General features: G+C 40.6%; 13 protein-coding genes. 9 read left to right on the forward strand and 4 right to left on the reverse strand.

The genetic code is table 11. From position 1 onward, the window contains the following. Positions 1 to 188: 188 nt before the first annotated feature. On the forward strand, positions 189 to 2,462 hold the full coding sequence (locus RM347_RS10990) for a glycoside hydrolase family 10 protein (protein ID WP_322721857.1): 2,274 nt from the start codon (positions 189 to 191) through the stop codon (positions 2,460 to 2,462). A gap of 546 nt (positions 2,463 to 3,008) precedes the next feature. Next, positions 3,009 to 3,413 carry a response regulator gene (locus tag RM347_RS10995; RefSeq protein WP_322721985.1) on the forward strand — a complete coding sequence of 135 codons (405 nt, stop codon included), beginning with the start codon at positions 3,009 to 3,011 and terminating at the stop codon, positions 3,411 to 3,413. Between the two features lie 174 nt (positions 3,414 to 3,587). Here the strand turns inward: RM347_RS10995 and RM347_RS11000 are convergent, their stop codons facing one another. The 3 genes from RM347_RS11000 to RM347_RS11010 form a co-directional block, all read right to left on the reverse strand. After that, positions 3,588 to 4,037, reverse strand: a complete 450-nt coding sequence (locus tag RM347_RS11000; RefSeq protein ID WP_322721858.1) for an antibiotic biosynthesis monooxygenase family protein — start codon at positions 4,035 to 4,037, stop codon at positions 3,588 to 3,590. A 219-nt stretch (positions 4,038 to 4,256) separates the two neighbouring features. Next, on the reverse strand, positions 4,257 to 5,339 hold the full coding sequence (locus tag RM347_RS11005; RefSeq protein WP_322721859.1) for a peptidoglycan-binding domain-containing protein: 1,083 nt from the start codon (positions 5,337 to 5,339) through the stop codon (positions 4,257 to 4,259). 195 nt (positions 5,340 to 5,534) lie between these two features. Then, entirely contained in the window at positions 5,535 to 5,930 is a 396-nt protein-coding gene (locus RM347_RS11010) for a cupin domain-containing protein (RefSeq protein WP_428850542.1), read from the reverse strand. A gap of 29 nt (positions 5,931 to 5,959) precedes the next feature. On the opposite strand from RM347_RS11010, the gene RM347_RS11015 reads away from it, so the two are divergent. Continuing rightward, complete coding sequence (locus RM347_RS11015) at positions 5,960 to 6,577, forward strand: TetR/AcrR family transcriptional regulator (protein WP_322721861.1); 618 nt, start codon at positions 5,960 to 5,962, stop codon at positions 6,575 to 6,577. Between the two features lie 319 nt (positions 6,578 to 6,896). Beyond that, positions 6,897 to 7,355, forward strand: coding sequence for a DUF1392 family protein (locus RM347_RS11020; RefSeq protein ID WP_322721862.1), 459 nt, complete (start codon positions 6,897 to 6,899; stop codon positions 7,353 to 7,355). A gap of 90 nt (positions 7,356 to 7,445) precedes the next feature. On the opposite strand, the gene RM347_RS11025 is transcribed toward RM347_RS11020, so the two are convergent. After that, positions 7,446 to 7,832 carry a winged helix-turn-helix transcriptional regulator gene (locus tag RM347_RS11025; RefSeq protein WP_322721863.1) on the reverse strand — a complete coding sequence of 129 codons (387 nt, stop codon included), beginning with the start codon at positions 7,830 to 7,832 and terminating at the stop codon, positions 7,446 to 7,448. A 247-nt stretch (positions 7,833 to 8,079) separates the two neighbouring features. On the opposite strand from RM347_RS11025, the gene RM347_RS11030 reads away from it, so the two are divergent. From RM347_RS11030 to RM347_RS11050, 5 genes are all read left to right on the forward strand, one after another. Further along, a complete protein-coding gene (locus tag RM347_RS11030) occupies positions 8,080 to 8,838 on the forward strand; it encodes a pirin family protein (protein ID WP_322721864.1) in 759 nt (252 codons plus the stop codon). 805 nt (positions 8,839 to 9,643) lie between these two features. After that, on the forward strand, positions 9,644 to 10,534 hold the full coding sequence (locus RM347_RS11035; RefSeq protein ID WP_322721865.1) for a lipid kinase: 891 nt from the start codon (positions 9,644 to 9,646) through the stop codon (positions 10,532 to 10,534). A 113-nt stretch (positions 10,535 to 10,647) separates the two neighbouring features. Beyond that, positions 10,648 to 11,253, forward strand: coding sequence for an exopolysaccharide biosynthesis protein (locus RM347_RS11040; RefSeq protein WP_322721986.1), 606 nt, complete (start codon positions 10,648 to 10,650; stop codon positions 11,251 to 11,253). 485 nt (positions 11,254 to 11,738) lie between these two features. Then, on the forward strand, positions 11,739 to 12,296 hold the full coding sequence (locus RM347_RS11045) for a hypothetical protein (protein ID WP_322721866.1): 558 nt from the start codon (positions 11,739 to 11,741) through the stop codon (positions 12,294 to 12,296). Between the two features lie 281 nt (positions 12,297 to 12,577). Then, positions 12,578 to 13,486 (forward strand): hypothetical protein, encoded by a 909-nt coding sequence (locus RM347_RS11050; RefSeq protein ID WP_322721867.1) that lies wholly within the window; start codon positions 12,578 to 12,580, stop codon positions 13,484 to 13,486. Positions 13,487 to 13,597 lie beyond the last annotated feature (111 nt).

Here is a 13,597-nt window from a genome sequence, read left to right on the forward strand (position 1 = left end):
CATCTCACATTGCCTCAAGTAGCCTAACTACAGCTTACATTTGAAACATTTTTATTTGGCACCACTAACCTTATAACTGCGTCAACTATCTTGCACTTAAATTACTGTATCAGTTTTCCTGATCTAGTAATTTAACGTTTATATGGAATTAAATGTAACCAATTAACCTCATTTACTAAGCAGAAGTAATGACAACTCAGTTTTGGGAAAAAAGCAGACAAATTAATGCGTCTCTAACTAACTTACTATTTAAGTCTATGCACAGATGGCTACTCCTAAGTCTAAGCAAGCTACGCCTAGCGAATCAAGAGACATTGCCTTTGATTCACCAAGGTTGGTGGCTTCTGAGAAAGCGTCTGCTGCCATTATTATGTCTAATATCATTCTGTGCAGTATTGCTACTTAACAGCTTTGCTCCTGCCGTTGCCCAACTACCTCGTCAAGAAATTCGGGGGGTGTGGCTAAGTGGTAACGATTTTAGCGTTTTCAGAAATCGTTCACAGGTGCTTGCAGGCATGAGCCAACTGCGGCAGTTAAACTTTAATACTGTTTATCCCGTAGTCTGGAATGATGGTTATACACAATACCCCAGCGCCACAATGCAAAAAATGGGTATCCCCTTTTTCTTTAAGGGAACAGATGGACAAGATGTAATTGCAGACATTATCACCCAAGCCCGTAGAGAAGGGCTACTAGCAATACCCTGGTTTGAATTTGGTTTCATGGTTCCTCTAACTTCGGAACTCGCATCGGAGCATCCAGATTGGCTAACACAAAAGGGGGATGGCACTCAAACTTCAATTAGTGCTGCGGGTGAAGTAGCGTGGTTGAATCCCTTTCACCCCGAAGTGCAAAAGTTTATCCGCGAACTCGTGATAGAAGTTATCACTCAATACGATGCTGATGGCGTTCAATTTGATGACCACATGAGTTTACCTGTGGATTTTGGTTACGATAAGTATACGATTAGTCTATATACTCAAGAAACAGGGAATCCTCCACCACCCAATCCCCAAGCCCAAGCATGGATAAAATGGCGGGCAGATAAAATTACCGCATTCATGGTAGACCTCTACCAAACTGTGAGAGCTAAAAAACCGAATGCCATCTTCTCAGTTTCTCCCAATTACTATGATTTTGCTTACAAGCTACAACTGCAAGACTGGCTTAACTGGGTACGGTTGGGTATTGTCGATGAGTTGGTTATGCAGGTATACCGTAATGATTTAGAAAGTTTTATCGCCCAAATTACCCGCCCAGAAATTTTAGAAACACAACAAATCATTCCAACTGGTATCGGTATTATGGCGGGGTTACGAAATCGCCCAGTTTCCATAGCACAAATCCAATCCCAGGTAAAAGCAGCGCAACAACGCGGTTTAGGTATCGGCTTTTTCTACTACGAAAGCCTTTGGGATATCGCCCCTGAACCAGCAGCACAACGTCAGTCGGCATTTGCGGCTCTCTTTCCAAATTCAGCGTTGCGCGATATCTCTCAAAATACACCCCGCAAACCAACTTTTAATACCATATCCTTACCTTTATATCCGAAACCTTCCCTCGGTCAACGTGTTCGCGGCTATTTTTTGGAAGTAGCGATCGCAGGTGGTCAGCCAAAACGTATTTTATTAGATACAGGGTCAGCAGGGCTAAGAGTTCCCAAAGAGTTTTTAGGTAATGCTCCAGTCGAAAGAACAGGTCAAAACATCAAGGAGGTATTAAGTGATGGTACTATCCTGGAGGGAGAATTAGTTTATACTAATGTCCGGTTTGGTTTGATTCCCACGGCAGAACCTGTTCCCGTACAGATTGTTACTAGCCGTCAATGTATTGCCCAAAAACCTAATTGTTCAGCAAAGAATGGTGTGCCATTTTCTGGTATTGTTGGTGTCAACTATTTTGAAAAGTCACTTCCCTATAACCCGTTGAGAAAATTACCAGGTAATTTGAGTAACGGATTTATCGTGATTGGAAATGGTGGTAGTAACAACAATGGCAGTCTAATTCTCGGTTTAAATGCTGAGAATCAAGCAGGTTTCAAAATGGTTTCTTGGAGTCAACAACCCGAAATTAATGGTGTACCCGGTAACAGATGGGACTCTCGACTGAGCAAAGTTTGTTTAACTGTTGCTGGGAGTTCTGCTAAAAATTCTTGTAATAGCAGAATGATCGCTGATACTGGAACTATTAATGGTTTGACTGAATTCAAGTCAGCTTCTACAGCAGGTAAACTCAAACCAGGAGTATTAAATTCAGCAAATGCTCTGAAGGTAGCAATGAATGGCATTTTTGATTACAGCCTGAAACCAGGAACCCGCGACGGATTTAATCGCTGGAATTTGAGCATCTCTCCACAGGCAGAACTAGCTATATTTGTAAATCCTGGAATCGCATTTTTTGATAAATACGATGTACTCTTTGACCAAGTTAATGGAAGACAGGGTTTTCGCAGTCGGCGGTAAAGGTATCTGCTATGTTGATCGCGTCCAAAGTGGTCAACAATAGCCAATTAGCGGCTTCACAATTAACTGGTGGATTTTCCTCGTCTGCCAAAATTACTTATATCAGTTTGCTTTTTAAGTGACGTACAAAATGCCGAACTGAAAATCAGACAGAAAGAGTTTCTACCTCCTCCCTCATGCCTGTTTGCACTTCATGCAAAAGAAAACTGCTGTATATCAGCGATCGCTCAAATCATCCACACTCCCTTTAAACACCAAAAACCCTGATGATATTAGCCTAGTGGATAAATAATCGAGATGATTAGGGACTTTCTAATCATGCTTGAATTCCATTTGCGCGAAGTGGTCTTGTAGTAGGAAAATAGATCCAGCGGTAGTGGTCACCAAACTATATTTTTGGAATTATGGTGTTGAATCATTTCTTGTTAAAAGAGCCTACTTCAGTATTTCATCAACACTCAGAGTATATTAATTTACTTTTGTGAACCCGAATCTGCTCTAAAAGAAGCAAAAATCACAGCAAGTAAGGATAAAATGTCATTTATTATGCAACCTTCTGGAACCCTTGCTGATTTGGATATCCTGGTAGTAGAGGATGATGATGACACTCGCTTTTTCATCACTACTGTCTTGGAAATGGATGGAGCAAAAGTTATGGCAGTGATATCAGCCGCGGCGGCACACGAAATATTATCCGAATTGCAACCCGATGTTTTAATTAGTGATATCGGGTTGCCTGGGGAGGATGGCTACACATTCATCTCCAAAATCCGTGCGCTCAATCCAAAGAATGGTGGAAGAGTGCCGGCTATTGCTTTAACAGCCTTTGCTGATAGTGAGGCTCGTATCCGTGCCTTGGAAGCTGGCTTTGACACTCATGTATCTAAACCAGTTGCTCCAGAAGAACTAGTTGAGATAGTGGCTAGTTTGGTTGCTTGCTGTAATTGGTGAATATAAAAAACTATGATGTCAATATTAACACAAATATTTTAAATGTCAAGCAAAAATCTCTAAAAATACTCTAGAGGGAAAAACATAGTAAATCCTAGAGTTTCCTCAGGACAGAAGCACCAAGGAAACCAAACACTGTAATCATTCCAGCAAAATCATCTGCTTGCTCGAAGATTATTTACGTTCATCTAATAAGACATCAAAATGTTTGACCTTAGTTTCTGGTTCAATCAAATACTGGTTGTCTTTGGGTAGAGGGTGTACTTTTTCAATGTCATTGCCAGCAAAGGCACGAATAGCATCGCGTGACTTCCAATAAGAGATTACGGTAAATTCTGTAATCTTGCCATCAGTGCGACGCAGTACTTGCGCCCCTAAATTCCCAGGAATCGACTGAATCTTCTTAATTCCAGCAGCGGTTAGATATTGATAATATTCGTCGGCTTTAGAAGTAAGCGTTTTACCATGCCAAATGCGGGCAACTACTGTTTTAGGTTGGGTCGTGCTGCCATTAATTGGCGAAGGAACTGTAGAAGGCGTAGTCTGTGCAACTGCTAGAAAGGGTAAGGAACCAAGTAATAGTGCCACTCCAAAAAGTATGCCGAAGGATTTTTTTGTTCTCATTGCGAACCTTGTGTTAAAATTAGCGGATTTTAGTGATGATATTTTTTACTCATAAATCGTCAGGCTCAGAAAATAGAATACAAGATATTGGTTATGGTGGCAAAGTCGATTTTAGATTCACTGAGTATAATTTTTTATAGAAAAATTAAGCCTCCAGAATTGCGATCGCACCCTTCGTTACACCTCCCCCTTCTTCATATATGCAGTTCCTCCTATCCATTAATGTCCATCATTAGACCAATGGGGGCGATCGCTAGATAATTTAATCACACCGTAAGAACGGCCTACCTGCCATAAAATAGAATTTTCATAACTCGTTCGTGGCTCACCAATACTAACTGTAGTTCCACTAGCGTTTTTGATATTTAAGCTTCCTGACCAAGTAATTTCCCAATCAATTGCTAATCTTTGAGTATGACGAGAGGTAAGAACAGGTCGAAAAGCAATATTATAAGCAGACACCATTTCTTTCGCAGCTTGGACAGAGGCAGCTCCTGTGTAATGTAGCCAATTAATATCTACATTGGGCATAGGTGGAACATCTTTGGCAGCAATTTCATTATTACTAATACGGAAGGCATAGTGCATTAAATAAGCGCGTTCCGATGGACGAAATACTGAAGCAATATTGATATTAGCTCCAGCATTTTTTAAGGCTTGCTCAAAAGCTTGTACTTTTTGACGGAAGGGAGAAGCCAAATCATCAATTAAGTCGCTCTCTGGGAAAAAATTAATCCAGGCTTTTCCACTAAGTCGTTGTCTTAATCTTTTGGCGTATTCAGTTATGTTGTCTAGAGCCAACTCCAAATCAATGCCAAGCTTGGTTTTTGTTGTATTAGAAAGCTGTTTAGCTAACTCAGCTCGAAAATTGATGTCTCTTTTCTTATAAGTTTCACTTAGTCCCTTGGTACTGTTGGGGCCAAAGTCCCCATCAACTGCTAACGGAGGATTCAAAGGAGCGATCGCTGTTAAACTTTTTTGTAAGTCTTTGACCTCATTCTCGCCAAAGTTAAGATAAGCTAATAACTTTTCTCCACTATCAGTATAAATGGCAAAATAAATGGCAAAACCTTGCTCTAGGGCTTTTTTATAAGTAGCATTATCTACAATTCCCGTTACCGTTAAAGCATTACTAGCCTGATATTCACGAGTTGCTCTATCTGTAATATTACCAAAATCTCCATCAACGGCAGCAATGGGGAAGTTATGATCTAAAAGAAATTTTTGCCAAGCAGTTACAATCAACCCTTCAGACTGTTTCTTGAGAGTAGGAAGTTGCAAAGCTTGAAGTTTAAAGCTCATAGTTTTTATTTATGAAAGAATTGTTTTAAGCTAATTTTTCTGTCATTATTTGTTGGACAATTTCAGTTACAGCCGCGGCCAAATTGGTATCTCTTACTTCATTCAAACCATAAGTGTTACTAGTCACTGTCGAATGGAAACAGTTGTTCGATTTAATATTGCATTAATAGAAAAACAATAGAAAAACTTGCACCCTTACAAACCGGAATCGAATTCAAATGCTCCCATTGCTCCCAGGCGAATTGTTAGAAGTTCAACGTCTGTTATGGCTTTGTGCGGCCCTTGGCGAGTATTGGCTGGGGTAAACCAAAATGTTCCCGCAGAGGATGTTATCCCCCCAGTTTCCACCACCCCAGCAAGTATGTAAACATACTCATCACACCAATGGATGTGAATTGGAATTGTAGTGCCAGCACTCATTTTCAAACGATGAATAGACCCCTGTGGAACAGGTTCAGCTAATGGTAAAAATTGAGCACCGGGAAATTGAGTCAAGTCAATCCACGGCTGATCAATTGTGTTAATAAATATTTGCCCAGGCATAAAATCTATCCATGATGCGATGATGGCGGATAAATGAATAATATTCACTCGCTTTAGATTACCACAACCTTCGGTCTATGGGAAAAACGACGAAACCTACACAACCTCGATATGATGTCCTTGCGCGATACACGGCTTTGTTGGATGCAGGCGAGACATTGCTCTGTCAGGGCTACGAGCAAGCTCAACCTCAACTCATTGCTGATACCGCAGGTGTATCGGTGGGATTGTTTTATCGGCATTTCAGGAGCAAACAAGAATTGCTTACCGCCATCATCGTCAGGCATTTAAACAAGTTACATCTTCAAATTGCTCAAGCTCAGAAAGCCTGTTCTCATCCAAAAGAGGCAATCCACATGGTTGTTTTGCTCACTTTGCGCTATTTCCATCAGCATCAAGGACTAATCAAGCTATTCTTCATGCAAGTCGGTTATGGTGACATGGCAGCAACCGAACAACTTCTGTCAGCGCGACAAAACTATCGCAATATTTTATTGAGCATTATTGAGGATGGTATTGCTCAAGGGATATTTCTCAATTCACCTGCGCTCAATGTTCAAATTGCTATCAACAGCATTATTGGTACGATTAATTGGACTCTCTACGATCTACTCGTTGTCAAGAATGAAAACCTAGAACCTGAAGTCTTTGCCACACTCATATCCTCACACTTGTTGCGAAGCCTCACACACTAGTTTTCGCTCCGCCAAGGGCTGAATACGCCCCTGTACACCGCTCCACTCTCAGATGTACCCTGTCGAGAATTGTCAGGGACAAGCTGATAGTTAATGAACAACAGTCCAGACACAGTAAGCTACTAAGTACCACTACGATTACACAGTACATGACCAATGCCTGTTCTGATGTGTCGAAGGCCTTAAGGGCATAGTACTGCTGCTCACCAAAACGCAGTGGGGAGCGTGGCTCACTTGAATACACTGTGAGTAAAGATTGAGATTATATTCCGGATCACACTGGTGCAAGCAAGTTTATCTATAGAAAAGGGTTGCTTGCATGATGAGTAACGAAATTGCTGTTTTAGAAGCATGTTGGCATAATTCTGCTCCGTGGGGTCAAGCCATGCCTCCACTAGCAATTCAAATCCTCGAAAAAGTCTTTTTACCAAGCTCTAATTTGTCAGGCTACTGCTGCGGTGTTTACTGGGAGAAGCAAGAGTGGATTTATGCGATTGTTTGCCAAGGTGAAACACTCTACTTGCCTCGACGAGAATTTTCTGGAACAAGTTTGCTAAAAAAAGCTCAGGTTTCAACTTCAGTTTTTAAATTGGGGGATGTGGTGGAAGTTGATTTTGGTGAAAGGTCAACATATCGTATTATTCAAGGCATTTTTTGCCTGAAAAACAATTGGCTTTATGCAGTAGAGTGGTCTTCTCCGACATTAGAAGAAAGACCATCAGCTCAAAGTAGAATTATCTGGCTTGCGGATGTGGATTTAGCAAAAGTGGATGTATGACTAACCCCCAAGAATTGCGATCGCACCCTTTAGCCCACATCTGATCAATCCCCACTGGCTACAGCAGGGCTTGATGACTGAAACAATGGATTATCTGCGAGGGGGTATTCCAGATGCCAGTGAATCCAAGGATTTCTTATTTTCCTCTACTTGGAGTGATAGAAGAGCGTTATTTTGATCAAATTTCTGCTGCGCCAGAGAGATTTGGGGATAGTTCGTCTGCGCCCATACAGCAAGCGCCTTAACTGGTTCTAGCAATGTTTGTCCCAGCGTTGTTAGCTCATAATAAACGCTCGGCGGTACAGTTGGCTCAACTGTCCGCGTCATTAGCCCATTACGTTCAAGCTCCCGTAATGTGCGGGTAAGCATCCGCTGAGAAATGCCATCAATCCGTCGGCGTAACTCATTGAAGCGTAGTGGTCCATCACTGAGTATGACAACAATCAATACACTCCATTTATCACCTACAAGGCTCAAAACTTCGCGTACGGGGGCGCAGCATTATTCTGTATGGTTGATATTTTTAGACAGAGGAACATCGTTGTAACCTTCTGACATAATTGTGCCTTCTTGCGGTCTTTTTTGCAGTTACTATAATATACCTTATTACCTCTAGTCACTAGATAACTTGCAATAACCAAAATCTAGAGAACTCTATAAGCTTCAGCTTTGATAGACGCGAAAAACAGGCAGCGGAAATATCTTAAAAGGCAGCGTAATGGTTATGGAAAAATCAAGCATCACACCTTTGCATTTGAAGACAGTAGACAGCACCTCCTTAAACGACTCCACGCGCCGTATCATTCATCGTACTTGGGGGCAGCGAAACGGGCCGATCACTCGCTTGGTTAGTCCATCTGACATTGGAGAGCTAATCAAACCGTTCGTGTTCCTCGATTATTTTGAGGCGCAACCACTAAGTGCATCTAGCTTTGGATGGCATCCCCACTCAGGCATTGCGACAATTACCTTTATGTTGTCGGGTGAAGCATCTTATGAAGACAGCACGGGCAAGCAAGGTATTCTTCTGCAGGGAGGTGTTGAGTGGATGCGTGCTGGCGGTGGCGTCTGGCATAAGGGGGGGAGTAGCTCAGGCTCACTCATACAGGGCTTTCAGCTTTGGATTGCGTTACCGCCTGAGCAAGAGCTTGCTCCTGCACAAAGCGTCTATTTGCCTCCGCATGAGGTAGAGTCAGAAGGAGCGGTGCGTGTGGTGTTGGGTCGGTACGGGACTGCAAAAAGCCCTATTGCTGCACCGCCATCCATAAACTACCTCGCCGTGCAATTGAAGGATAGCGAACACTGGCACTTTGAACCAGATGTAGGTCACACCGTGTGCTGGGTCGCCGTACAGGCTGGAATACTGCATACTGATGATAATACGTTGGCATCTGGCGAGCTTGTGGTTTTTGAGGAATCAGATGCTGCCATTGATTTCCATGCCCAAGGTGATACTACGTTTGTGCTTGGTTCCGCCATTTAGCACCCACACAATTTGGTGTTAGGCTACTACTCAGTTCACACCAGCCCCGATGCTTTACATCAAGGCGAAACTGAGATTAAACGCATCGCTAAGAGGCTTCGGACTGAGGGTCGGTTGCCCTGAGTATCCATTATCTCGGATGAACCGCTCTTGGCTACTTCGCTGAGTCAAGAAAGAGACAAGGGCATAAGGGGAACGGGGACAAAGGGAAGACTTTATAGCAAAATGGGAGCCTTAGACTGTGGATGTAGAATACCTCGTTGCAAGCAATCAAGGGAACAATTTTTTTTCTCCATAAACAAATTCACTTTTCTTGAAACCGTATGGACAAGGGGTATGAGTTCTTTTTTACCCTTGTCCTTTTCGGTCAGGAGTTTCTGATTTCAATCTGTCACAGCAGGAGTTGACAGATATAATCGTTTTTTCAGCAAAAAATTAAATAATTGTAATTATTAATAGTATAGATACAAATTTAATCTCGAAACATGTATCTATACTGATTAAAAATATTCCTTTTTTTGGGCATAATATTATTTAAATATTCCCCTGTTTGATAAAAAACATACCTAAATTTCAGTCAGTTCTTAAGTAATGATTATATTTACTGGGTATCAAAATAGTGAAGATTAATAGAGCCAACCTAGATAAAAGAAAAATTAAAAATTAGTATTTACAATATAATAAATGTTAACAAAAAGAATTGTTGATAACTTTCATAACAGCCTAAACACTTTTTTATAGTCAACTTCAAACAGAGTACATAGATGCGGATAATTGGACATATCAACTACCAAAGGTACTACCCATGAGTTCCCGCGCACTGCTGTTAGTAAATCGTCATGCCCGCCAAGGGCAAAAGGGTCTGTCGGAAGCGATTCAATATCTGAAGACATTCGACTTTGATTTAATTGAGGAGTCTACAGAAGACCCCAAACATCTTGCTGAAGTTATACTTCGCCATCAGCATCAAGTTGACTTAGTAATCATTGGCGGAGGAGATGGCACTCTCAATGCCGCAATAGATGCTTTAGTTGATACTCAGTTGCCCTTGGGAATCTTGCCTCTGGGAACTGCCAACGATCTAGCGAGAACTTTGGGAATCCCGAATTCCCTCAGCGAAGCTTGCAAAATTATTGCACATGGAAATTTACACCGCATCGATTTGGGATGGGTAAATGGCAAGCACTTTTTTAACGTTGCCAGTCTGGGATTGAGTGTAAAAATTACCCAACGACTTACCAAAGAAGTCAAGCGCCGTTGGGGAATATTTGCTTATGCTGCCACTGCATTGCAAGTAATTTGGGAGGCTAGACCTTTTACTGCGGAGATTGCGATCAACGGTGAATCGGTTCGCGTAAAAACAGTGCAAATTGCTGTGGGTAACGGCCGCTATTATGGTGGCGGTATGGCAGTGGCTGACGATGCCACAATAGATGATCAAAGGCTTGACCTTTATAGCTTGGAGATTGAACACTGGTGGCAGATTATATTATTACTACCCGCAATGCGACAAGGGCGACATATACATTGGCAGAGTGTACGTTCTCTTCAAGGTCAAGAAATAAAGGTGTATACTCGCAAGCCACGCCCTATCAATACTGATGGTGAAATCACTACTTACACACCTGCTCATTTTCGGGTTATACCTAAAGCAATAGCTGTTTTAGTACCCCAGAAATCAGGAGTTAGGAGTTAGGAATTTGGAGAGACGCGATTAATCGCGTCTGTACAAGAGTTAAGAGTTATTCTCCCTCATCTTCCCTATCTTCCTTGACTACAAATGTGGGAACTCGCATTAACTCACGCCAAATGCATCTGAGATTTTCTCAAGATATAAAGTCCCTATTGCAACGCCTAGCGGAACAACCACTGACTCTAGGCGATATTCTGGCAGAAACCTCAGAACGAGGGTTCAGCCTGGTAATTACATTATTAGTTTTGCCTTTTTTATTTCCTATGCCACCGGGATTAACTGGCCCTTTTGGTGGTGCTTGTTTACTGTTGTCAGCGCAAATGCTTTTAGGGAGGCGATCGCCTTGGCTACCGAAAAGAATCGCTAACTACAAATTTCCTCGTCCCTTCGCTCAGTTGCTTTTGCAAAATTTGGGACGTCTTACCAAAATTTTACAGAAAATTGCCCGTCCCCGATTGCCAAAAATAGCCCATAATCCTTTGATTTGGCGAATTAATGGGTTTTGTATCTCTTTATTAACAGTATTACTAATATTACCAATTCCGTTTACAAATCCCATCCCCACTGTAGGTATTTTACTTTTGACTGTTGCCACCATCGAATCGGACGGTTTATTAATTTGCATCAGCTATGGCATTACTGCTCTGATTAGCTTGCTATTTGGTTTTCTTGGTTATGCAGTGTGGTTAGCTCCCAGTTTGCTGCCATCTATATTTAAATAATAAAAGCCCTTAGCTTTAGGCTGAGGGCTGTAATTTATTAGGGTGCATCTACCATTTATTAATCCGCTTTATTGATTGCCATATCCGGGAAGATTTAACTTGTATACAATTTTTTTATTCACCGATTAAAAATATCAGTAATAAAAAAAGCCCCCAACTAAAAGCTGAGGGCTATGATTTAATTAAGGTGCATCTACTATTTATATATCCGCCTTAGTTGTTGCTGCATCAGGAAGAATTGAAAAAAATGCATGGTTATGGAATTGATTTTGTTAGCTACAACGGTAGTACTGACCTCAATGAAGATAACCTACGGTTTTTGACTAGGTAATCGCTGACCACCTTCACAGTAATTTTACAAATATCCCAAATTTCCTCTGGATACACAAAGTTTCTGTTAATATCTCTGATAAGATATCCGCAATAGTACGAATTTAGTTTATTAGTTGAGTATATAACTATGAAAGTTAGACGCACCCAACTTGATGAAGCGATCGCAATTCCTATTAGCCCTTGCTAGTCTTAGTATTGTCGGGGGAAGCTTTTTTCTGAGAACAGCTTTTAGCAGTACTAACGAGCCTAAAATAATAACTGATACATCGCGCTACAAAGAAATTCGTAATCAACTATGGTCTGATAATGATCAAGTAAAACATTTTCCTAATGAGATTCCCATTGATGCCAAAGGCGTTCGCATTGCTTACTCTCCCGAATTTTTGCAAGGAAGCAGTTTTTTTCAAATTAGGCTGAAACAGCCACCAAACAAGATAGAAAAATTACTTTCACAATACAGAAATAGTGCAAAGCACAAATATAGGGGTGGTAACACAAACGACCATATAAACCAGCCTAATGGTGTGCCGACAACTTTCTTCTACACCAGTGACTCTCCTACAGAATCTTTTCCAGCTAATTATGAAATATTGGTATTAAATACAGAGGACAAAGGTAGACCTGGCTTCAAGTGGAATCATGGAGATAGCTACGGCGTCGCTATTAATAGTTCAGCCTCAGAAATTATTTATTGGTCTGAAAAATGGTAATTGGCAATTCAAAATGAATTTGAATCGCTATGAGAAAAATCATTATTTGTGACAGCGAACTTAATAAAGTTCTTACATAAATCAAAAGCCCTCATACTTAATCCCTCACCCAAAATTCGGAAAAGGGGTTAAGGGATGTAGCAAGATACCGCAGGCAAATTTTGCATTTGTGCAAGAGTCTGATAAAAAATACCTATATGTCATACAGAAATTTATCTTACTGGTACAGTTAATAAGGTTGTGTTTTATTCACACTAAATTCAGTAATAGAGGTGTGCCAAATGAAAAATATAGTCAGAAATCTCCTTGATGAACGAATCAAATCGATGGTTAGATCGTCCGATCTGTATCAAGGTTTATATAATAGAACGCATTCCAGTAGGTTAGCTCTTACAGGCAAAAGGCTTGATATTTGTGCTAATGAAATTGCTATCTATCTGCTTCAGTCTGGTAAAGAAAAATATGTATTACGTGATAAAGTTTGTCTTGAAATTGGAAGTGGATGGTTACTTACTCATTCGTTAGTATTTTACCTTCTTGGAGCAAAAAAGGTTTATGCAACAGATATTTGCCCGTTATTACAACCGGACAATATTTTCAAAGCCGTGTGTAATTCTGTAGATTGGAGTATCTTAGATAGTCTATCTACATTTGAAGATCGGGATATTATCCGCTTACGTTTAAAAAAACTGCTTTCATTAAAAAAAATATCTGTAGAAGTCTTAGAAGACTTGGGCATAGAATACATTGCTCCAATTAATTTATCTGAAAAAGTGCCGATTCAAGAAAAAATAGATTTTATATTCTCTAAATCTGTGTTAGAACATGTCCCAATTGATGGTGTTGTGCCACTTTTAGAAAATATTGTAAGTAGCCTGTCAGACGATGGCTTTATGTTTCATCTCATTGATTTACTAGATCACAGAGATACAAAAGAAAGACCATTTGAGTTCTTGATTTATCAACAGGAAGCCTACTCGAGAGAATTACAATCAAGGTGGGGAAATCGAATTCGACGAAGCCAATGGAAGCAGATATTTTCTAGCCTTAAGCATTTAGACTCTAAATTTGTATTTGAGTGGTCGCGCCAGGACGCAGAATTACCAGAAAAAATCGACTCGTCTATTCAATATACAGATGAAGAAGATTTAAGAATCTCCCATATCGGTATATTTGGAGAATTAATATAGTTTCCAAAAGTCACTAAGGGTTGCTTTTACCCTTTTGGATATATCACTTTGGGTAGTTAAAACTTATAGTCAGCATAGTTAAAATTTATAAGTGCTTAAAAACTATCTGAA

Origin of the sequence: Nostoc sp. ChiQUE02, assembly GCF_034531305.2 — a bacterium.
In the GTDB taxonomy this organism is placed as follows: domain Bacteria; phylum Cyanobacteriota; class Cyanobacteriia; order Cyanobacteriales; family Nostocaceae; genus Nostoc.

Excerpts from the sequence above, each read along its gene's own strand:
- RM347_RS10990 (WP_322721857.1), top strand. The coding sequence starts at position 189 with ATGACAACTCAGTTTTGGGAAAAAAGCAGACAAATTAATGCGTCTCTA.
- RM347_RS11035 (WP_322721865.1), top strand. The coding sequence starts at position 9,644 with ATGAGTTCCCGCGCACTGCTGTTAGTAAATCGTCATGCCCGCCAAGGG.
- RM347_RS11020 (WP_322721862.1), top strand. The coding sequence starts at position 6,897 with ATGATGAGTAACGAAATTGCTGTTTTAGAAGCATGTTGGCATAATTCT.
- RM347_RS11045 (WP_322721866.1), top strand. The coding sequence starts at position 11,739 with ATGAAGCGATCGCAATTCCTATTAGCCCTTGCTAGTCTTAGTATTGTC.
- RM347_RS11015 (WP_322721861.1), top strand. The coding sequence starts at position 5,960 with ATGGGAAAAACGACGAAACCTACACAACCTCGATATGATGTCCTTGCG.
- RM347_RS11005 (WP_322721859.1), bottom strand. The coding sequence starts at position 5,339 with ATGAGCTTTAAACTTCAAGCTTTGCAACTTCCTACTCTCAAGAAACAG.
- RM347_RS11040 (WP_322721986.1), top strand. The coding sequence starts at position 10,648 with ATGCATCTGAGATTTTCTCAAGATATAAAGTCCCTATTGCAACGCCTA.
- RM347_RS10995 (WP_322721985.1), top strand. The coding sequence starts at position 3,009 with ATGCAACCTTCTGGAACCCTTGCTGATTTGGATATCCTGGTAGTAGAG.
- RM347_RS11000 (WP_322721858.1), bottom strand. The coding sequence starts at position 4,037 with ATGAGAACAAAAAAATCCTTCGGCATACTTTTTGGAGTGGCACTATTA.
- RM347_RS11050 (WP_322721867.1), top strand. The coding sequence starts at position 12,578 with ATGAAAAATATAGTCAGAAATCTCCTTGATGAACGAATCAAATCGATG.
- RM347_RS11030 (WP_322721864.1), top strand. The coding sequence starts at position 8,080 with ATGGAAAAATCAAGCATCACACCTTTGCATTTGAAGACAGTAGACAGC.